This window comes from Acinetobacter sp. NIPH 2100 (genome assembly GCF_000369805.1).
Classification (GTDB): domain Bacteria; phylum Pseudomonadota; class Gammaproteobacteria; order Pseudomonadales; family Moraxellaceae; genus Acinetobacter.
The window spans coordinates 860,785-882,102 of record NZ_KB850224.1 but is presented as its reverse complement, the minus strand read 5'-3'; the positions used below and the strand labels follow the sequence as shown (position 1 = coordinate 882,102).

Here is a 21,318-nt window from a genome sequence, read left to right as displayed (position 1 = left end):
TGCTCCGCACCAACTTTATTTTTTTAATCCATTTGAGTGATCAATCGTTACCAATAATGATGCGCATCCAAGCATCACTCAATTTCAGCTAATGTAGATTATTATGCCTAACAATTACACAAATGCAAAAAAAAGAGGGGAAATGTTACATTTTTCCGATAAGTGAAATTAAAAGCAGCTTTAGCTGCTTTTATCCGATTAACAAAATCTTAGCCCACCATAGCAATTAGATGTTACATCTTGTACTGCGCCCAAAGGTAAATCTTTTAAATTAACTCGAACGGGGCTTCCGCCTACAGCAGGGTTTGTGTAGCTATTTAAATCAACCGAGTTTACATTTGCAATCAATTTACTGGTAAATACCGAACCTACAGCATCACCGAATGGAACATATAGGGGATTATTGTATAGATAAGTCGAAACAATACTTGCCACCTGTGGATAGGCAGAGGAAATATCTGCTGTAAATCCAGGCGCTGTTGCAAGAGCTCCTAATTTGATTGGATCATTTGCAGCTAACCACCAACCTTGTTCAGCTGCAACATATTGATTTGTAACTGGGCTTTTAGGAGCATTTGGCCATAGCATCTTTTGCTTTTGTAATGACAATGATAATGGAGACTTAATAGGAATACTATGAATTAAGCCCAATGATTGCTGTAAACTAACATCTACATATAAATTATCAATACTGCCATTAATTCGTAAATCATTAATTTTATAATTACACAAAGGGACAATTAATACCCAGAAACAACCTGGCATGTTTGCCGTTCTACTTCCTGAACTCTCAGTCAAGAGGATACTTGGAACTTTAGCTGAGGCGCCCACTGTAGCAAAAGTTTGACGTATACCTTGCACATCTGAAGACTTTGTATTGAATGAAACTGGCATAGAAGGAATTGAAAGTGGCTTATTATCTGTTGTAAAACCAACTGGACACCCACTGATGCATCCTCCAACATTTACGCGACCAGTAATTGTTTGTGTTAAATTTCCTGCAGCAGTTTGAGTTGTTCCTGTCGTTGGTGCAATGTTCATATAACCGCTTAAAGAGTTAATACCATTAATAGTTCCATTATTTTCACCAATAGTTAACAAACCATTTGCTAATTCTGAGCCAAGTCTTAGCCCAACAACCTCACGCGTTGATGCACTATTCGGATTTCTGATTGCAAACTCTATATATGGGTTTGTTAATTCAGCTGAAGAGCTCGCTCTTTCCTCCCGCGTCATAGCTAGTGGATTACCATTACTATCAAGTTTTAAACCCGATAAACTTACATTATCAAAATCAATATCACATCCACCAGCACCATTGACGCCACCACAACCTAATTGTAATTTTTTAATATTTGCATTTAATTCCAATTTGGCTTCCATACCTAAGCGGTAAAAACCTGTATTAGTATTTCCACCTGTACGGCTAGATTCTAAATTATTGGCATCAGTTGGGCTTATATAAGATAGACTCATTAAAGCTTGACCTGTTATTGCTGACATTTCATCATCTGTCATACTTTCTAACGTTGGGGACGCAACAGATAAAGAACTTAGACAGCTCCCTATAAAAATCCAAAAAAAACCAATCAGGTACTTATTTTTCATCATAAAAATCCTTTTTATGGTTAAAAAAAGAACAAAAATCCATTACATTAATATAACCATTTTTTCACAAAAAAAAGACATTTTCCGATGAAAATGTCTTCCTGTGAACAATTCAAAAATTTTCTAATATCTAAATGTTTTAATTCAAAAAGAAAAAGTAGTAAATCCTGCCTTTTTAAACAATATAAATTAACAAAATTTTAACCCTCCATAACAGTTAGGTGCAAAATTTTGTCCATTAAGCTGCAAATTAGATAAATTCATTTGTAAGGGTGAGACATTAGATAAGTCTACATTACCAATATATGCATCCAAACCACTTCCTGTTACTACGCCTAAAAGGTCATTTGTCGTAGCTGGGTTTGCTTTTAGATAATCCCCTGCTTTTGTTGCAAATTGTCCCAATAAAGGCTCGATACTCAACCTTTGAGTCGGCTCAACACGCCCAATACTGACAGGATCTTGTAATGCTAACCACCATCCTGATTGTGCAATATTTGCTGCTTCCGAATCCGGCCATAAAATATTTTGACTTTGCAAACTCAAAGATGCTGCCGAATTAATTTCTAAGCGATGAATAAAACCAAGGGCTTCTTGGAAATTGACCGTTGCTTTCGCCCCACTCACAGAACCACTCATTCTAATATTACTGAATTCACGCCCATTCCACGCAACTAAGCACGCAGGCAGTATTGTCGTATTTTTACAGTCTGTAATTACTGCATTAACAGGGCTGCCTGCAGTATATACGCCCGTCGTTGTTCCGTTTGCATCGGTAGTCGTTCTACCAGAGCCTGGGAAATTACTCCCAGTTCCTAGATTAATTGTTGGAATATTTACAGTAGCATTCAAGCCAACTGATGTATTCCTCTTCCCGTTAACAACCATTTGCGCAGTTTCAAATGGAAGATTATTCATCTCAGGAATATTAAATCCTCCCCCATTCGTTCTGAAACTTGCATTTGCCAACCCCAATGCAACTAAATTACCTTCAATAGGGTAAGTCGCCAAACTCATATATTGAGCAGCAGTATTGGCATAGCCCTTAATTTTACTTCGTTCTGCTTCACTATCACCAAGACCAGATCTAACTTTCATATAACCTGAAAGACTGTTTATTCCATTAGGGTTAGTAGAGTTTTCAGATCCAAGCGTTAATAGGCCTAAAACTTTCTCAGCACTTAACCTTAGACCAACCACACTTCGAGTTGACGCTTGATTAGGGTTTTTAATTGCAAATTCAATAAATGGGTTTGTTAATTTCGCACTTGAGCTTGCTCGCCCATCACTTGTATCAGAGATCCCACTTAAACTCACATTATCAATATCTATGTCGCAACCACCAACACCGTTTGCACCACCGCACCCTAATTGTAATCTTTTAATATTGGTATTGAGTTCCAACTCTGCTTCCATACCTAAACGATAAAAACCAATACTCTGGTCACCTCCTGAACGTTGGCGTTCTAAATTTTTAACATCAGTAGGTGCTATATATGACAGACTCATCAATGCCTGACCAGTGGAAGCTGACAGCTCACTATCTGACATAGAATGTAACGTATTAGAAGCCGCATAAGTAACATTGAAATTTAAGCTACAAAAAACCATCGCTGCTAAATAACAGGGTTTAAAATGTCGCATAATCGACCTCCGTGTGTTACCACATCCATATTTGTTTATTTTTATATCGCTGCCATATTCTCACGAACAAATTTTTAATCTGTAAAATTCTGTGAGCAAGATCAAAAAAACAGCCCATTTGTTTTAATTTTATCTGGTTTTTTATAGCGTTCTAGCTATGGTTATCTAAGCGATTAAGGTAATCAGACTTTAGGCCTTAAAATTTAAATAATAAAAATAGGGGGTTACCCCCTATTTTCTTGTTTGTATATTTTAAGTTACAGATAGTAAAAAATAAGAATATTATTAACAAAATTTCAAGTTGCCATAACAGTTAGGAGCAAAACTTTGATTAGCTAAAACTAAATTTGACAACGCCATTGCAACTGCTGGAGATTTTGACAGATCAGGCGTACCAATACTAATACTACTCCCACCAATACAACTTAGTAGCCCAAGAGCCCCACATCGTACATATCCGTCATCAGTTTTCAAGTAATCACTGACTTGCGCTAATGTAGCTTGTATTGTGTTTGAAGCAATATTAACAGCATCAACTGGAGAGATATCTCCAATATCAATTGGATTTGAAAACTCTAACCACCAGCCTTGCTGAGCGACAGATTTTGAGCCAGGCCAACGTATATCTTTTGATTGTAATGATAATGAAGCTGGCGTTCCATTCAAATTCGCTTTATGAAAATATCCCAAGTTCTCATCAATAGTTACATTTACTTGTAAATTATTTACTGTTCCTGTAACAGTTTTATCTAGATTAATAAATCCAGCAGCTACTGCTTTAATATTTCCAGATACTTGAATACCACTCACTGACGCAGTTGCTACTAAAGGTGCCGAGCTAATACGCTTTCCTGTAATAGCTTGTTGTGGTAGTGAAAGTGCTCCAACTAAAGGCGCCGTGGAACTGCCACTTGAATTTCTTAAATTCAGATTATAATCAGTTGTCACAAAATTTACGCAGTCCCAAGAAAACCAGCCACAAGCTTTACCCGATATTTGTTGCCCCCCCACATCCCCTGGGCGCAGTCCATTAACAGGATTAACTTTAGCAGTCCCTCCCGTAGCGGCAACCTCCATATATCCACTTAATGAGTTAATACCACTTTTCGTTATACCGTTTTCCAAACCAAAAGTAATCAAACCTTCAGCCTTTTCCGAACTTAATCGAATTCCTGTAACTTCACGCGTTGATGCAGAGTTTGGATTTTTAATTGCAAACTCAATAAATGGGTTGGTTAATTTAGCGGAAGAACTTGCTCGACCTGTATTCGTATTAGAATCGCCACTTAAACTCAAATAATCGATATCGATGTCACATCCACCGACACCATTAATTCCGCCACAACCTAATTGTAATTTTTTAATATTAGCATTCAGTTCAAGAGCACCTTCAAGCCCTAATTTATAAAAGCCGACACCACCATTGCTTGGATCAGATACATTTGAGCGTTTTGACTCTAAATTTGCAGCGTCCGTTGGAGAAATATAAGTTAAGCTCATCAAAGCCTGCCCTGTTGTGGCAGACATTTCACTATCAGACATAGAGCGTAAAGTACTAGAAGTTGCATATGCAGAATTCAAATACAAACTACCTACGATAAGCATTGCTATATGCAGAGACTTAAACTGTCGCACACACACCTCCTTGTAAAATATCCATACATATTTATTTTTATAATTTGTTCACATTATCACTATAGATTTGAAACCTATTTCCTTTTGTGACTCTGTATAAAAACAAATCACTGTTACTGAATTGTATATTATTTTGTATAAAATTCCAGCTTTATTCATTCAAAAATTCGAGATTAAATTATAAAAAATCATATATTTTTTTTAAATTATTAGTAAAAACCCACCATATTCTTGGTGGGTTTTTTAAAAGATAATCAAGTCTTCGGCAATGTCACACCTGTTTGACCTTGGTATTTACCACCACGATCTTTGTATGAAGTTTCACACACTTCATCACTTTCAAAGAACAACATTTGTGCAACACCCTCACCCGCATAAATACGTGCTGGCAAATTGGTTGTATTTGAGAATTCAAGGGTAACGTGACCTTCCCACTCAGGTTCTAACGGCGTGACGTTAACAATGATTCCACAACGCGCATAAGTCGATTTACCTAAGCAAACGGTTAAAACATTACGTGGGATACGGAAATACTCAATGGTACGTGCTAAAGCAAATGAGTTTGGTGGAATGATACAAACATCAGATTCGATATCGATAAAGCTTTTATCATCGAAGTTCTTTGGATCGACAATCGCTGAATGAACATTGGTAAAAACTTTAAACTCACGTGCACAACGGACATCGTAGCCATAGCTCGATACCCCATAAGAAATCAACTTTTCTCCGTTCTCATCGAAACGAACTTGATTCTCTGCATAAGGTTCAATCATGCCGTGTTTTTCGCTCATTTCACGAATCCAACGATCAGATTTTATTGCCATGACTTTTTATCCATAGACGAAGTTAATAATTGGCGAGTACTTTAACGTAAAATGATATCAATGAAAACAACACTGCCACCCTGTTATTCAGGATCACAGTGTGAAAGTTATAGATTGATCAGTGCTGAATAGCTAATTGGGATCGCAAAGCCCATAAGAACGACTGATGCAGTACGTTGTAATTTAGATTGAGACAGCCATTTCACTTTATTGGTAGCAAGCATTGCACCAACAGAAATCCAAAATAATGCGATTGGAAGAATTAATCCCACAAAGCTGCTCATATGAGCAATATAAATCTCTTGGTTCGTCCAGGCAACCGCAGGAAAAATCGCTGAAGCGAATAACAGCGCTTTAGGATTTAATAGCGTTGCACATAACAACTCTTTCGGGCGAATGGTCGGTTGATTTAAAGCAACTTCTTGATTCGCCGTACGCCACAATTTAATCGCAAGAAATACGATATAAGCAGCACTCAATAATTTAAGAAAAATCGGCAACGCAGGCACAGTGGCAGACACTTTTCCAATCAGCATACCCCAAGCGCTAATGGCAAGAATATAGCCAACGGCTTCTGCTGGAATCAGAAGTAAAGACTTGCGTAATCCGACCTGAATACCAGAAGATGCCAATAAGGTATTGGTTGGACCAGGAGTCAGTAAAATGGTGATGACTAAACCAATAAAGAACCATGAAATCATTGAATGACCTCACTAAAAGATATTTTCAGATTAATCCAATTGACAAGCTATAGCAAAAAAATAACTGTAAACAGTTATGACCAAATCCAACCTAAATAAATGTTTTATCTATATTTTATAGTTTTCAAGCACACTCTACTCAAGAGTCACATCATAAAAATTGCATATTTTAAATACAATAAATGTAACGTATCGACAAAAGTGCTATTTTACCAATGCTCATGTTTGCGCTTATTTTAAGTTTTCACTAAGTAAATAATGTTATTTTATATACAATCACAAACTTCTTTGTCCTATCGAGTCTATTTTCGCATTTATGCCTAAGCAATTCTTTCACAAGTGGCTGCCTTCATCAGAGAAAGTCGCTGGCTTAAAGCTGATGAAAATTTTTGGCGATCGTGCCTTAAATCCATTGCTTTGGTATGTGAATCGTCGGTCAATTGCAAAAGCCATGTTTATAGGCACGTTCTGGGGGATTTTACCTGTCCCTTTTCATAGTCTGTTTATTATTCTGACTGTGTTATTTTTTGAAGTAAATTTACCTATTGGCTTATGTATGGCTTGGCTGACCAATCCTTTTACCGTGGTGCCGATTCTTTATTTGGGCTTTTGGTTTGGTACAAAGATTTATCACGTCAATATGATCAGCAAAGAGATGCTGCTTGGTGTATTACATCAAGTCTTGAACTGGATCAAAAATTTCGGTCATGGTCATATTGATTTTAGTTTAGCCAAAATCTTGGTTTCGGGCCTGGTCATTGAAGCTATTTTATTTGCTGTTTTATTTTATCTGACCACGCACCTACTTTGGCGTTGGATCGTCATTAGAAGCTGGAAAAATCGTTATAAACACAGAAAAGAAGAAACCACCTAAACGGTTTCTTCTTGATAAAACAGATTATTTTACTTCTGCTTTGGCCTTCATATATTGCTCAGCAACATCAAGTGCATAGTCCTGACACGCTTCACCTGTTGCAGGGTTATATGCCCCATTATTGGTAATATTATTTGATAATATACGAACTCCGAGAAATGGCACTTCAAATTGATGTGCAATTTGAGCAACCGATGCTGCTTCCATTTCCTCTACCGAGGTGCCATAAGTTGTATGGAACTGTTTGATACGATCAAGCTCATTATTCCAAGTATCAGCTGAACCAATTGTCCCCTCTACCACTTGCCCTTTGGTGTAGTTCACTTTGGCTTTGTAAGCCGCGACTAAAAGTTCCTTATCACCCTCAAACTTACGAATTGCAATCGGTTCAGGATTAGACTCATCTTCGGGTAACACATCGAAAGCTTCATTCCACTCAAGTGCATTTGAACCACCGCCAATCGGTTTGTTCGGTGTTTTAAATGCACCAATATTGGTGGTGTATTTTCCTAAAACGATATCAAATACATGTAAGTCTGGATCATGACCGCCAGATGTGCCCTGATTGATAATCGCAATCGGTTTGTAATGCTGAATGGCAATGGCTGTCGCTGCGGCTGAATTACTCATGCCCATACGGGTTTTAGAGATCACCATTGGATAACCTTTATAAGTGCCTTTCCAAAATTTCCAGCCGCCAATGGTTTCTTCACTGACATTGTCTAATTTTGAGGCCATGCGTTCTGATTCAACTGGCAATGCACCTTGGATCACAATCGGTTGTAGCTTTGGTTTTTCTTGTACCTGGTTATTACTATTTGAAGAACTATCTCCATTACAAGCACTTAAAACGAGAGCGGCGCAAACACTGACAATACCCATCAGGCTTTTAAATTGCATCATTGATCTATACTCAAAAATCAAAACAAGTGATAAGCAAGCAACATACCATTTTTTATTTTTTTAATTTATTTTTAAAACGTAAAATAAAAACTTATTTTAATCAAACAGTAAAAACCCAGCATGATGTGCTGGGTTTTTATTCATTTTAGAAAATACGCTTATCGTCTTTCTGACGTTTAGGTAACTTCTCCATTTGTTGCAACACGGCTTGTGCAATATTGAGATAACTGTCTGCGGCTGCATCTTTTGCGATCACACTTGGTGTGCCTTTATCAGCATGTTCACGGATTTTAGCATCCAAAGGTAAATGACCCAGCAAAGGAATATGATATTGCTCAGACAATTGATCACCACCGCCTGTACCAAAGATTTGCTCTTCATGACCGCAATTGGAGCAAATATGGGTCGACATATTTTCAATGACACCGAGTACTGGAATATTCACTTTATTAAATAGCTCAATCCCTTTGGTCGCATCCATCAACGCAACATTTTGTGGGGTGGTCACAATCACTGCGCCAGTTACTGGAATACGTTGTGCCAAAGTCAGTTGGATATCGCCTGTACCTGGTGGCATATCAATCACCAATACATCTAAATCAGGCCACAAGGTTTGATTGAATAACTGCATCAATGCACCTGTTGCTTTCGGGCCACGCCATGCCACAGGCGTATTATGCGCACCAATTAAATGCCCAATCGACAGCACCGCCATGCCATACGCATCTAAAGGTACGAAATGTTCATTTTCAATCTGCGGAGTTCTACCCGCATTACCCAACATGGTTGGAATACTTGGACCGTAAATATCGGCATCCAATACGCCCACTTTTAAACCCAATTGCTGTAGCGCGAGTGCAAGGTTGACGGTCGTGGTTGACTTACCCACTCCCCCTTTACCTGACGATACCAAAATCACATTTTGAATCCGTGGATGGGCAGCCACATCACGTTGTTGTGGTGCCGCCTTTTGAATCGGTGGATTATTCGGATCAGCTTCTGCTTTAGGAGAGGCATCCATCACAGGGGGTAAATTGCTATTTTCTGCTTTTGGTTTGGATGAGCAGCTATGACCTGCCTCACCATGCGCTGCATGTTTCTGTTGAATAATATGTAAGTTTAATTCTTGAATACCACACTTTTCCAAAGCTTCTGCCAACTCATCATGGATCTGCTGTAAATGATCTTTTTCTTCAGGAAAAGTATTCACCGTAAGTTGCAGAATTCGACCTTGTACATTCACTTGGCTGATTCGATCTTTCAGACTGTTTTCAGAATGTGGCAATACATAATTTTGTAGAACTGTTTGAATCTCGTCTTCCTTCACTTCTTGCGATGGTGAAAAAACAGATTTTAAGGAAGAAAGCCACGACATTTTGTTTACTCCAAAAACAGTTCAACATATCACTGAGTTTGGCTAGTTTAGCAGTATTGAAGAATAGACGCTCATATCAAAGAACATAATTGCTCATTTTTATAGCCGATTTTCTTCTCTCGATATGAGCGTCAATTATTTAGCGGCAACCTAATGATTAACCTTTAAATTTATTAATGGTATCGGTTGCCGCTTTCTTTAAATCATCCAGTTTATGGCTAGCTTGAGCTTTCAGATCATCAAACTTTGCCGCAGCTTCATCTTTTAACTCAGATGCTTTTGCCTTGGCATCATCCAGTTTATGACCTGCCTCTTCTTTAAAGTGGTCAAATTTGTCTTGAACCGCATGTTGGGTATCTTCAAGCTTGGCTTTGATGTCATCGACTTTACTCGAAACCGCTTCTTTGCCTTCAGCATTTTGCTCAGAAACATCTTTCTTTAGATCATCCAGCGCTTTCTCGCCTTTTAACTTCAATTCCTCTGCGGAATGTTTTAAGTCATCGACTGCTTTTTCACCTTGTAGCTGAGCTTCTTTCGCTTTGTATTTTAAGTCATTACCCAATTCTGCCGCTTGGTTTTTTAAGTCATCAATTTTTTCATTTGTCATGGTATTTCCTCACTCTATAGGTAAAAAACATATTGTTTGGAGCAATCTTAGTTATACCGTGTTTAGCGGACTTTTTTGTGCAACGCTGCAAATTGAAACAAATGGGATACAGGAAGATTCAAATCATTGCGGATTGATAAAGCTTTGTATTTTTTAGATATAAAAATCATATAAAGGAATAACATCCTCATTGTTTAATAAAATCAGTACTTAGTATTTCATACAGCACATGCCAGCTTAAAGGATGATCTACGGCCAAAGCTGGATGCTGAAATTCAGAAACTTTCTTCATCTGTAATTTTTGCATCACGGCTTGTGACTTCATATTGTCCAAGGTGGTAAATGCCACCACTTTTTCTAGCTTTAATTGATCAAAAGCAAATGCTAGAGCAGCTTGAGCAGCCTCGGGTGCATAGCCCTGCCCCCAATACGCTTGATCGAGCCGCCAACCAATTTCTACACAGGGAGAAAAAGAAAATTGAGTGGGTTGATCATGTAAACCGACGAAGCCAATAAACTGTTGACTGTGCTTTAACTCAACGGCCCAAAGGCCCCAGTCTTGGGTCTCGATAATCGATTTCATTTTATCGATCATGGTGTCGCTTTCTGCTTGCGTTAGTAATTTTGGGAAATATTCCATCACTTGAGGATGACTTCCCATCGCAGCAAAAGGTGCATAATCCTCTGTTCGCCACTGTCTCAAGCGTAGCCGTGCGGTTTCGATCATTTTTAGAACCAATAAATAAGTATTAAAAACTATTAACAATATAAGGAGATAGTTCGGATATACTTCCGAGATATCTCAATCATAGACCTTGTCGTCGCAATTGCCTAATATGAATGAAAATGAACTTTTAGAAATTCAGCAGGAACTTCAAGCCCAAGAAAAGCGTTTGAAGTACATTCTTTCAAGTAAAAGAAGAATCCAAAATATGATTCTTTCTTTTGAAAAGGATCTTGCTGAACAGTTAATTCCTGTGATTGATCAACAGAGTGATGATAAAGCACCTGTTGAAAGCAGTCTGGCTCTTACAATCTGCTGGAAATTTTCTAAAGCTGAATTTCCTAAAACCGAACATTGGTGCAGCGAACTCAGCATCACTGAGCTTGAATTCAAAGATGAATTTACTGTGGCATTAAAAGCACAGGCGTGGTTAGGCACTTTGGGTCGTGATGAGCTTTGGCAAACACCGATGTTTGCTGAAATTACGCTTGATCCAAAAACGGACGGCTTAAAGAGCTATCACATCCATTTCCTGTCAAAAGGCAAAATCATTTCTTTAAGAAAGAATTCAAAGCATAGTATCACTGTAAAACAAATGCAGAGTATGTAATCCTTCGGGATGCATACTCGTCCCTCCAAATTCCATGATTAAAAACTACTAGATAAAACTACCCAAAATCGAATATGAATAAAGAAGAAATTTTAGAACTTGCACAGCAAAAACAAGAACAAGAAAGATATATAAAGTGGTCAAAATATATTTATTCCAGCAAAAGAAGAATTCAACGTAGAGTCTTAAGCTTAGAACGAGATATTGCCCAAACGATTCACCTTTTCAAGATATATAAACAAAACGAAGGCTTAGAAACCCAGATTGCTTTTTTAAGTTGCTGGAAATTTTCTAAAGTAAATTTTGGTCAAAATACATTTTGGTGCGATGCAATCTATTTTGATGAATTTACAATGAAAGATGATCGTACACTCACCTTTAGTGGCCATGCTTGGATCGGCTTTACTGAGAATACAGAGAAGCAATGGCAAGTACCCTGTTCAGGTTATTTCACCATGAATGGACATCAAACTAAACTCAAAAGCTACGGCGTTTATTTCTACCACGAAACAAAAAAGCTTCAGTTAATTAAAAGTATTTAACTAAAAGCACTTTTATACTGTTTCTTGCACATCAACACATAACAACTATTGGCACTGACACAACCCAGTGCAAGCACAGGCAAAACCGCAAGAAAAATAAAAAGACTCATGGCCAAGGTTTCAAAATCAAAGCCATTGACCTGATCTTCGAATAAAATCATCAGCACTAAGCCCATCCACCCCGTAAAAAAGGCCAGACTGACTTTAAAAAACTGCACCAAATCAAAAATTTTGCTGGGTAATTTCAATATTGATAAAACAATGACGTAGAAGATAAAAGCAAGCACAATCAAAAATGGAATCAAATACAGCATCACTTGCATCGCGTTGCTGACCACATGAAATAAATGGTTCTGCTGAAAATTTAAAAACAAACAATATGGAATAATAAAGCTAAAGACTGATCCTAAACTTGCGCTCAAAGATGCACCCAGTAAATACCAAGACCTCATTGTTATTTCCTTTATCTATCTAGCATGCGACCATTATCAGTAAAGAAAATGGGTTTTGATTGAAGTGTAAGTGAAGCTTTGATGAAGTCCGAGATTTAATAAAAATATGGGTTGAAAAGATTTCACTGAATCCCTTGTGCAAGTCAGGGCCAAGTCATGTAAAATCATCAGCCTTGCAAATACGAATGAGAGAACAATATCCGTGCGTAAAATTTTAGTCACCAATGCCCTACCTTATGCCAATGGTCCTATCCATATGGGTCACTTACTCGGTTATATCCAAGCAGATATTTGGGTTCGTGCGATGCGTGCAATGGGCCATGACGTGACTTATGTATGTGCGGATGATGCTCATGGTACAGCGATCATGCTACGTGCTGAAGCAAATGGCATCAGTCCAGAACAGCAAATTGCCAATGTTCAGAAAGAACATATTCGTGACTTTGATGGTTTTGGTGTGCATTTCGATCACTATGATTCAACCAATAGTGATGAAAACAAAGCACGTTCAGAAGAAATTTATATCAAAAACCGTGAAGCAGGTAATATTGCGATTCGCCCTGTTACCCAGTTATTCGATCCTGAAAAAGGCATGTTCTTGTCTGACCGCTTCATTAAAGGTACATGTCCGAAATGTAAGTCAGAAGATCAATACGGCGACGCCTGCGAAGTCTGTGGTACAACTTATAATGCAACCGAATTAGAAAACCCTCGCTCAACCTTGAGCGGTGCAACGCCTATCGAAAAATCATCGGATCATTATTTCTTTAAATTGCCAAATTTTTCAGAATATTTACAGAAATGGACCCGTGACCAAGGTCGTTTACCTGTTTCGATTGCCAACAAGCTAGATGAATGGTTTGAAGCAGGTTTATCGGATTGGGATATTTCGCGTGATGCGCCTTATTTTGGTTTTGAAATTCCAGATGCACCAAACAAATATTTCTACGTTTGGGTCGATGCACCAATTGGCTATATGTCGAGTTTTGAAAACTACATCAAAACCAAACGCCCAGATCTTAGCTTCGATGATTTCTGGAAAAAAGACAGCGATAAAGAAGTTTATCACTTCATCGGTAAAGACATTGTTTACTTCCACGCACTGTTCTGGCCTGCAATGCTTGAAGGTGCAAACTACCGTACCCCATCAGGTTTATTCGTGAATGGTTTTTTGACCGTCAATGGTCAGAAGATGTCGAAGTCTCGTGGAACCTTCATCAAAGCTGAAACTTATTTAGAACATTTAAATCCTGAATATTTACGTTATTACTTTGCGTCTAAGCTTTCAGACAAAGTTGAAGATTCAGATTTAAACTTGGATGACTTCGTTCAAAAAGTGAATTCTGACCTTGTCGGTAAAGTGGTGAATATTGCCAGCCGTTGTGCAAAATTCATTAACACCAACTTCAATAATACCTTGTCGAACACATGTGCAGAGTCTGAACTGGTTCAAAGCTTTATTGATGCAGGTGATTCAATCGCACAAGCCTATGAAGCACGTGAATTCTCAGCTGCAATCCGTGAAATCATGGCGTTAGCTGACCGTGCCAATCAGTATATCGATGAGAAAAAACCTTGGGCACTTGCGAAGCAAGAAGGTCAAGAACAACAAGTTCATGATGTGTGCTCGGTGGGTATTAACTTATTCCGTCAACTTGCGATTTACTTGGCTCCAGTCTTACCAACGCTTGCGGCACAAGTTCAAGCCTTCTTACAGCTTGAAAGCTTTGACTTTGCATCACGTCAGCAAATTTTAGTTGGACATGCAATTGCGCAATTCCAGCCTTTAATGCAACGTGTTGATGCCAAAGCGGTTGCTGCAATGGTGGATGCCTCTAAAGATTCTTTAGCTGCGGCGGCAGAAGCGCCAAAAGCAGAGAAGAAAAAAGAAAAGAAAGCCGAGAAGAAGCCTGAGCCAAAAGTAGGTGAAGCTGACATCATTGGTATTGAAGATTTCATGAAAATTGATCTTCGTGTAGCAAAAGTATTAGAAGCTGCGACGGTTGAAGGTTCTGATAAATTACTGCAATTGACTTTGGATGTAGGTGAAGCTGAACCGCGTAATGTGTTTAGTGGTATTCGTGAGTTCTATCAACCAGAAGATTTAAAAGACAAATTGGTGGTGATGGTGGCTAACCTTGCACCTCGTAAAATGCGTTTTGGTATTTCAAACGGTATGGTACTTGCAGCAGGTAATGGCGAAGGTGTTTGGGTGATTTCACCTGAATCTGGTGCTAAACCAGGTGATAAAGTGTCTTAATCAAGAAAAAATATAAAGGGCTTCTTCGGAAGCCCTTTTATGTTATTTTTAAATAAATTAAACGAATTTTCAAAATGAATAAAAATAAATTTGTGACAACCACATTTACACGTTACGGACCAATTATTGGAACCCTCATTATTGTGATCAGTTTCCATATCTTGATTTATTTAGATCATCCAGCACGTTTTTTACAAAGTCTAATCACTCCAAGTGTGGTTATACCGATGTGTATCCTAATGCTGATCACGATTGTTGTTGGCTATATTATTGGCTACATTCCTGCCTATATCACAGGTGAATTATTTTTACATATATTCAAAAATAAGTTAGCGAATGCAAATTTATACCAAGTTATCGCTTATGGCTGTTTTACTAGTTTTTTATGGATACCTCTTTTATTAATATTTTCTCAATTTTCACATGAATGGTTACTGATTTTTTTATATCTACAATTTGTTTTCATCCTACCAATTACGGTTATTTGTGCTGTTATTGAATGGAGACAATTGAAATAAGGGCTAATATTTTGAATAGAATAGACTCCCTAAAACTAGATACAAAATATATTTTTCCTTATGTATAGGCGAAACCTCTTATCCAAGAACACAATCGAAGATTATATGATTTCTTTTAGCTTGATTATTTCCTTTTAAAGAATAGGTATCCGTGCTAAAAAGTAGACAATTCAATTAAATTTGAGAATATTTATAAATGAAAAGAATAGTTGCTTTGGCTTTATTAAGTTTGTACTTCCCTTTACTCAGCCATGCAGAAACAACCAAAACTTTACCAATCATTGAACAACAAAAACAGGTTGCAGGCTTCTATCAACATCAAGTGGGTGATGTACAAATCACTGCATTATTGGACGGCACTAACTTTATGTCACCAAGCCTGTTTAAAGATATTTCAACGCAACAAGTACAACAGATCTTAAAGAAGTACTATGCCGATCAAGAGAAAGGCGTACAGACTTCTATCAATGCTTTCCTCGTTAATACAGGAAAATCACTGGTACTCGTCGATAGTGGTGCAGCCAGTTGTTTTGGTGCTCATTTAGGTTCAATCCTAAAAAATCTGGTCGCTTCGGGCTACAAACCTGAACAGGTAGATACCATTTTACTCACCCATTTACACCCAGACCATGTTTGCGGCATTAGCAAAGATGGTGTTGCTAATTTTCCCAATGCAACCGTGTATGTCTCGAGTGACGAAGCCAATTATTGGCTAGATCCCAAACAGGTAGCCAAGCTTCCTAAAGACAAACAAGCGGGTTATGAAGGAACGGTGAAACACATTAAGCAAGCGATTGCGCCTTACCAAGCCAAGCAACGCTTTAAAACTTATAAACTCGGTGATGAAATTCAGGGCTTTAAAGTGATTAACACGGCTGGACACACTCCTGGTCACTTTAGCTATGAATTAAAAACCAAAGGTGAAAGTGTGGTCTTTATTGGGGATATTGTGCATTCACATACCGTGCAATTTGATAAACCAGAAACTGCGATTGAATATGATATTGATCCGAAAAAAGCGGTGGCAACGCGTTTAAAACAGTTCGCTGATTTCGCCAAAAATGGACAAACCATTGCGGCACCACATTTACCTTTCCCGGGGATTGGACATATTTATTCAGTAGATGGTAAGAGCTATCAATGGATTCCTGTGCATTTTAAAGATTAAGACCAATGAGCTGATTCTAGGCGATAAAAAAGCGACCGTCTTGGTCGCTTTTTCTGCTGAATCATTTCATACCAAAGATCAGCTTTAATCCGAGTAGTGTCATCACGCCACCCGCAATACGATCAAACAGTGATTTGGATTTTAAATAAACTTTGCGTGGACCTTCTGCTGACAATGCAACAGCCACAAGCGAATACCAACCTGCATCAATAAAGAAGCACAGCATTGGCAACACCACGTAGTAATAACTTGGGATTTCTTTCGGTAATAATGCAGTAAAAATACTGGCAAGAATAATGGCAATTTTCGGGTTACTGAGCTGGGTAATGAGCCCCAAACGAAAAGCCTGTGCATAACTCATCGCCTGAACAATACCATTTCCAGCTTCCATTGGCTCTTTGGCATGCTTGATAATTTTATACGCCAGCCAAAGTAAGTACAAACCACCAAATATTTTTAGCGCGATATATGCAGATGGAACAGCCAATAAAATTGCCTGTAAGCCCATGACAGCAAGCAAACCAAATAAGGCTGCGCCCGTGCCTGTACCCAAGGCTGTAAATAAACCATGTTTACGTGAAATCGCAATTGAGTTTTTTGCCACATAAATAAATGTAGGACCCGGGCTAATTGCACCCAACATCAGTGCCAAAGCAATGGAGCCTAAAATCAATAACGATTCCAAGATAGACCTCTAGATTAGAATAATTTTCAAATATTAATTTTACTTAAATAGGGATTGAGGAGATAGATAAATTTTGAGTTGCCAGCGCATTTTTTTGTATCCTATCCCATCATGTACTTTTGTCACACTTGGTTTGAACGATAATTTATGGTCGCGTTAACACCAAATACGCGACTTCACTTCGAAATGAACCATCCGTTTGGATTTGATAATATTGGCGTGTCTGATCAGAGGTTTTGCGCTGTAAATCACGTATGGTCTGAACTGCATATTCAGGTGTTTGCATTCGTTCAGTCCAACTTTGAAACTCTAGATCCAAATGTTGTTTTTCAACAGTCTCAACAGTAAAACCTGCATATTCAGCAAAACCTGCCCATTCCCTCAAACTATAATTACGCACATGGCTCGGATCACGAATCGTCTCAATGGTTTGGAAAAAAGTATCCATCACAGGATTTGAATTTCCTAAAATATCAACAATAATCACTTTGCCCTGCTGCGCCACAACTCGATACATCTCAGCCATGGCTTGTGCAACATTCTGCCAATGATGCGCTGAATAGCGGCTAATAATGCAATCAAAACTTTGATCTGCAAAAGGCAAAAGCTCGGCTACACCTTGCTGAGCAGCGATATTAACCAAACCTTTTTGTTTGGCTTGTTCAGCAACCAGTTCTACCATAGACGGTGTTAAGTCGTAGGCCGTTACGTGATCTACAAAAGGTGCAACTTGGTAGCTGACATGCCCGCCTCCACAACCTAAATCCAACACTGTTTTAATTTGATGTGACTGAATTAATTGCTGCATCTTCTGAAATTCAATGCCCTGCGCATGTACGGTACTGGTTAAATAGGCCTGAGATTTATCTTGATATTGCTGTTGATTGACTTGATGCTGGGTACTCATATTCTTATCCTTGCTGTGCCTGTCTCTATTTAAAATAGCCAAGCATAACCAAAAATAAAAATGATCAATTTTAATTAAATTAATAAAAAATAGTTATTAATTAAATCCAATCAAACTGGCCGCGACATTGATTGCAACCGCCAAAATGACGGTATTAAAGATAAATGCCAGTACGCAATGAAAGATATTCAAATGTCTGAGCGAAGAACTGGTAATCGAAACATCTGCTGTTTGCGCAGAGGTGCCAATGATATAGCTGAAATAAATAAAATCGAGATAATCCGGTTGATCAGTTTTTGGAAATTCTAAACCCGCTTCTTGGTGCCGACTTTTGGCGAGATAAAAATCGTGGGCATAATGAATGGCAAATAAGGTGTGCAATAACAGCCATGTTGAAAAAATCGTACCTATGGTCAACAGGATCAGCACGCCTTTTAAGATGGGTAGATCTTTCGGCACATGACTCAGTTGTACCACAATCGAAATAAAACACACCACGATTGCAATCAACACCACAGTCAGGATCATCCACTTCCCTTCATCCTGTTGCTGGGCACGTTTTAAAATATGGGTTGCATCCAGATGCCACATCATTTTCAAAGTCAGAAATAAATATAACCAGATGGCAATATTCCAGCCAAGCTGTAAGCACGTCGCCCACTGCCATTGGGTAAATATATGCAATAGCCCATAGATCACCAATCCTAAGGCAAAAGTCGCAGATAAATATGGACGGTGTTTTATCCCTCTCGCCAACCGTTGTAAAAATCTCTGCATTGTTCACCTGTTTATATTTTTATTCATGACTAATTTACGCTTATTTTTTAGCATTGTATTGTCTTTGCCACATCGCTGATTGCAGCTATTTTACTTAAATTAAACAAAATAAAGATTCGGAGGATATTTACTTCGGACAAAAATGTCCGTTTAATTCACCATAGAACTTCTTCGAACTTTTAGCCATGATCAAACGTCAACAATTAGCAGCCCATAATCGGGATGAACTTCTCAATGCTGCGGAGGAAATCTTTCGTAAGCAAGGCGTTCATGTCCCTTTGCAAGCGATAATTGATCATGCGGGTGTTGGTCGAGCCACCTTCTATCGTAATTTTGCTGATCGCAAAGCGCTGATTGCTGCCCTATTAGAACGGGCAATTAGCCGTTTGGAACGACGTGCTCTCGCACTACAAAGCTTCAACGATGGTTTTATTCGTCTGATAGAAGGTCATATTGAACAACTTCCACATCTGGTTGTACTGATTGATTACTGGCGCATTATTGATCGGCAAGACCCAATCATGCTAAACATTTATGAAAGACGCGATAAAGCATTGCAACCGCTGATTGATCAAGCCATACAACACAAATTATGCCGTGCAGATTTAACGCCACAAGATTTCGGCATGATTACCGCGATCTTGGGTTCTTCATTTCAAGGGCATCAGGCTTCAGATCAGGTTCGGTTAGCTCAACGTGCAATAGAATTATTATTAAACGGCATTAAAGTTTAGTTCGAGGAATAACATGGATAAAAGCCCTCGCTATCTTGAGACTCCTCCAGATTGGTCTGCTGATGAGCGCCCAACACTCCCCGGCTCGCCCGCCGCAATTGCACATGCCAGACCAAAACGCTTTGCCTACTTTTTTATTGGATTGTTCATTTGTATTGCAGCCAGCTTAAGTAATGGCTTTATCGTAGCCAATTTACCGATTTTCCAAGGGGAATATGGCTTAACCCCCTCTCAAGCAGCATGGCTTCCTGCTGCTTATGTGATGGCGAATGTCAGCTCAAACCTGATCTTGTTCAAAGCACGTCAACAGTATGGCTTACGTCTGTTTTCAGAAATAGGCCTGCTGGTCTTTATTGGTGTCTTAATCCTACATACCTTTGTCAAAACCTATGAAATGGCGCTATTTGTCCGCTTCATTGCTGGTTTAGCCGCAGCTCCCCTGAGTTCGCTCGGCATGTATTACACCATGCAGGCCTTTGGCAAAGCAGATATGGCCAAAGGGATTTATCTGGCTTTCGGCTTTCAACAGTTAGGCTTACCTTTAGCTTGGATCATTTCGCCTTTTCTGCTCAGTGCCAATCAATGGGATGTGATTTATACCTTTGAATTAGGTCTGGCCATTTGTTGTTTCGCGATGGTGGTGTCATTAAAACTACCACGCAGCTTGCGTATGGAAGTATTTGAGAAGCAAGACTTCTTTACCTTTGCCTTACTGGCTCCCGGCTTTGCCTGCCTGTGTATTGTACTGACCCAAGGGCCTATTCTGTGGTGGTTTGATAGCCCGTGGCTGGCTTATACCTTGATCATAGGCTTCTGTTTGATTGTGTTGGGTTTAACCTACGAACATTATCGAACCAATCCGTTGATTATGACCCGTTGGCTGGCAGCTGGTGATTTACTCAGTTTCGTGGTCAGTGCTTTTGCACTACGTCTGCTCATGTCGGAACAAAGCTATGCTGCGGTGAATTTCCTGAAAACCATGGGTATGGGACCCGATCAATTTGTTCCGCTGTATGTGGTGATTTTCTGTGGAACGATTGCAGGTTCTGTATTTAGTGCATTGACCTTCCATCGTGAGCGTTTAATTTTAAATTTATTTCTGGCTGAGATCTTAATTTTAATTGCCTGTGCATTGGACTATCACCTCACCAGTGATGTTCGCCCTGCCAACTTCTATCGCAGTCAGTTCTTAGTGAGTTTTGCAGGTGGTGTCTTTATTGGACCGTTGCTGTTGATGGGCTTTATGCGAACCTTGCAACGTGGGCCACAATATGTCGTGACCTTTATTGTATTGTTTTCTGCTACTCAGAATTTTGGTGGTCTGGTCGGTTCATCATTTTTTAATACCTATCAACAACGCCATACCTATGACTACAAAGTTGAGATCAACAGTAATCTTGATCCAACCGATCCCTTGGTCGCACAGCGTCTGCAAGCCTATCAACATAGTGCCGTACTCAGCAGTAATGATCCTGTTTTACAAAATAATCAGGCCTTGCAGAATCTGAATAAAGTGGTAACCCGTGAAGCTCAGGTGCGTGCCTATAACGATGTCATCGTATTGAACGGCATTTTTGCAGTGGTGTTGCTGCTATGGGGACTATTTAAATACATACGGGATAAATACAAGACCCGAAAAAATCTGCAAGCAGCCAGTTAGCCTTTAATGTATGTGATTGAGAAAACATTATGTCTGAACAAGATAAACCCGAAAATACAGCTCCTGATACCGAGCAAAAACAAACACCTGAAGCAGTAAAGGCACCAGAG

The 21,318-nt window shown here is 38.9% G+C and carries 21 protein-coding genes; 8 read left to right on the top strand and 13 right to left on the bottom strand.

Translation table 11 applies throughout. The features are described from left to right. Window positions 1–198: 198 nt before the first annotated feature. The 5 genes from F887_RS13835 to F887_RS13855 form a co-directional block, all read right to left on the bottom strand. Window positions 199–1,608, bottom strand: a complete 1,410-nt coding sequence (locus F887_RS13835; protein ID WP_005292089.1) for a hypothetical protein — start codon at window positions 1,606–1,608, stop codon at window positions 199–201. A 189-nt stretch (window positions 1,609–1,797) separates the two neighbouring features. Continuing rightward, the gene (locus F887_RS13840) at window positions 1,798–3,252 is read right to left on the bottom strand and encodes a hypothetical protein (RefSeq protein ID WP_005292088.1); all 1,455 of its coding nucleotides are present in this window, start codon (window positions 3,250–3,252) and stop codon (window positions 1,798–1,800) included. 285 nt (window positions 3,253–3,537) lie between these two features. After that, window positions 3,538–4,887: a hypothetical protein gene (locus F887_RS13845; protein WP_005292085.1), complete on the bottom strand. Its 1,350-nt coding sequence runs from the start codon at window positions 4,885–4,887 to the stop codon at window positions 3,538–3,540. 254 nt (window positions 4,888–5,141) lie between these two features. Continuing rightward, window positions 5,142–5,711, bottom strand: a complete 570-nt coding sequence (gene dcd, locus F887_RS13850) for a dCTP deaminase (RefSeq protein WP_003653416.1) — start codon at window positions 5,709–5,711, stop codon at window positions 5,142–5,144. Between the two features lie 107 nt (window positions 5,712–5,818). After that, window positions 5,819–6,412: a LysE family translocator gene (locus F887_RS13855; protein WP_005292082.1), complete on the bottom strand. Its 594-nt coding sequence runs from the start codon at window positions 6,410–6,412 to the stop codon at window positions 5,819–5,821. Window positions 6,413–6,728: 316 nt separating this feature from the next. On the opposite strand from F887_RS13855, the gene F887_RS13860 reads away from it, so the two are divergent. Then, window positions 6,729–7,286, top strand: coding sequence for a DUF2062 domain-containing protein (locus F887_RS13860; protein ID WP_005292079.1), 558 nt, complete (start codon window positions 6,729–6,731; stop codon window positions 7,284–7,286). 24 nt (window positions 7,287–7,310) lie between these two features. Here the strand turns inward: F887_RS13860 and F887_RS13865 are convergent, their stop codons facing one another. The 4 genes from F887_RS13865 to F887_RS13880 all read right to left on the bottom strand — a co-directional run bounded on the left by F887_RS13865 (window position 7,311) and on the right by F887_RS13880 (window position 10,898). Further along, a complete protein-coding gene (locus F887_RS13865; protein ID WP_005292076.1) occupies window positions 7,311–8,189 on the bottom strand; it encodes a 5'-methylthioadenosine/S-adenosylhomocysteine nucleosidase in 879 nt (292 codons plus the stop codon). A 145-nt stretch (window positions 8,190–8,334) separates the two neighbouring features. Beyond that, complete coding sequence (gene apbC, locus F887_RS13870; RefSeq protein ID WP_005292073.1) at window positions 8,335–9,564, bottom strand: iron-sulfur cluster carrier protein ApbC; 1,230 nt, start codon at window positions 9,562–9,564, stop codon at window positions 8,335–8,337. A 157-nt stretch (window positions 9,565–9,721) separates the two neighbouring features. Continuing rightward, on the bottom strand, window positions 9,722–10,171 hold the full coding sequence (locus F887_RS13875) for a hypothetical protein (protein WP_005292071.1): 450 nt from the start codon (window positions 10,169–10,171) through the stop codon (window positions 9,722–9,724). Between the two features lie 187 nt (window positions 10,172–10,358). Then, window positions 10,359–10,898, bottom strand: a complete 540-nt coding sequence (locus tag F887_RS13880) for a GNAT family N-acetyltransferase (RefSeq protein WP_005292069.1) — start codon at window positions 10,896–10,898, stop codon at window positions 10,359–10,361. A 109-nt stretch (window positions 10,899–11,007) separates the two neighbouring features. Between F887_RS13880 and F887_RS13885 the strand changes: the two genes are divergently transcribed. Both F887_RS13885 and F887_RS13890 read left to right on the top strand, forming a co-directional pair. After that, window positions 11,008–11,505, top strand: coding sequence for a hypothetical protein (locus tag F887_RS13885; RefSeq protein WP_005292067.1), 498 nt, complete (start codon window positions 11,008–11,010; stop codon window positions 11,503–11,505). Window positions 11,506–11,579: 74 nt separating this feature from the next. Further along, complete coding sequence (locus tag F887_RS13890; protein WP_005292065.1) at window positions 11,580–12,047, top strand: hypothetical protein; 468 nt, start codon at window positions 11,580–11,582, stop codon at window positions 12,045–12,047. Here F887_RS13890 and F887_RS13895 read toward each other — a convergent pair. Then, window positions 12,044–12,499 (bottom strand): hypothetical protein, encoded by a 456-nt coding sequence (locus F887_RS13895; RefSeq protein ID WP_005292062.1) that lies wholly within the window; start codon window positions 12,497–12,499, stop codon window positions 12,044–12,046. The two genes, F887_RS13890 and F887_RS13895, sit on opposite strands and share 4 nt — an antisense overlap. Before the next feature lie 202 nt (window positions 12,500–12,701). On the opposite strand from F887_RS13895, the gene metG reads away from it, so the two are divergent. The 3 genes from metG (at window position 12,702) to F887_RS13910 (ending at window position 16,445) form a co-directional block, all read left to right on the top strand. Beyond that, on the top strand, window positions 12,702–14,759 hold the full coding sequence (metG, locus tag F887_RS13900; RefSeq protein WP_005292060.1) for a methionine--tRNA ligase: 2,058 nt from the start codon (window positions 12,702–12,704) through the stop codon (window positions 14,757–14,759). A 74-nt stretch (window positions 14,760–14,833) separates the two neighbouring features. Further along, entirely contained in the window at window positions 14,834–15,277 is a 444-nt protein-coding gene (locus tag F887_RS13905) for a hypothetical protein (RefSeq protein WP_005292059.1), read from the top strand. Between the two features lie 196 nt (window positions 15,278–15,473). After that, the gene (locus tag F887_RS13910; protein ID WP_005292056.1) at window positions 15,474–16,445 is read left to right on the top strand and encodes an MBL fold metallo-hydrolase; all 972 of its coding nucleotides are present in this window, start codon (window positions 15,474–15,476) and stop codon (window positions 16,443–16,445) included. 61 nt (window positions 16,446–16,506) lie between these two features. Here the strand turns inward: F887_RS13910 and F887_RS13915 are convergent, their stop codons facing one another. The 3 genes from F887_RS13915 to F887_RS13925 form a co-directional block, all read right to left on the bottom strand. Beyond that, window positions 16,507–17,133, bottom strand: coding sequence for a LysE family translocator (locus tag F887_RS13915; protein WP_416201963.1), 627 nt, complete (start codon window positions 17,131–17,133; stop codon window positions 16,507–16,509). Window positions 17,134–17,275: 142 nt separating this feature from the next. Beyond that, window positions 17,276–18,037, bottom strand: coding sequence for a class I SAM-dependent methyltransferase (locus tag F887_RS13920; RefSeq protein WP_005292052.1), 762 nt, complete (start codon window positions 18,035–18,037; stop codon window positions 17,276–17,278). A gap of 96 nt (window positions 18,038–18,133) precedes the next feature. After that, complete coding sequence (locus F887_RS13925) at window positions 18,134–18,814, bottom strand: DUF1345 domain-containing protein (RefSeq protein WP_005292050.1); 681 nt, start codon at window positions 18,812–18,814, stop codon at window positions 18,134–18,136. Between the two features lie 185 nt (window positions 18,815–18,999). Between F887_RS13925 and F887_RS13930 the strand changes: the two genes are divergently transcribed. Together F887_RS13930 and F887_RS13935 are read left to right on the top strand one after the other, a co-directional pair. Beyond that, window positions 19,000–19,548 carry a TetR/AcrR family transcriptional regulator gene (locus F887_RS13930; protein WP_005292048.1) on the top strand — a complete coding sequence of 183 codons (549 nt, stop codon included), beginning with the start codon at window positions 19,000–19,002 and terminating at the stop codon, window positions 19,546–19,548. 13 nt (window positions 19,549–19,561) lie between these two features. Then, on the top strand, window positions 19,562–21,208 hold the full coding sequence (locus F887_RS13935; RefSeq protein WP_005292046.1) for an MFS transporter: 1,647 nt from the start codon (window positions 19,562–19,564) through the stop codon (window positions 21,206–21,208). Window positions 21,209–21,318 lie beyond the last annotated feature (110 nt).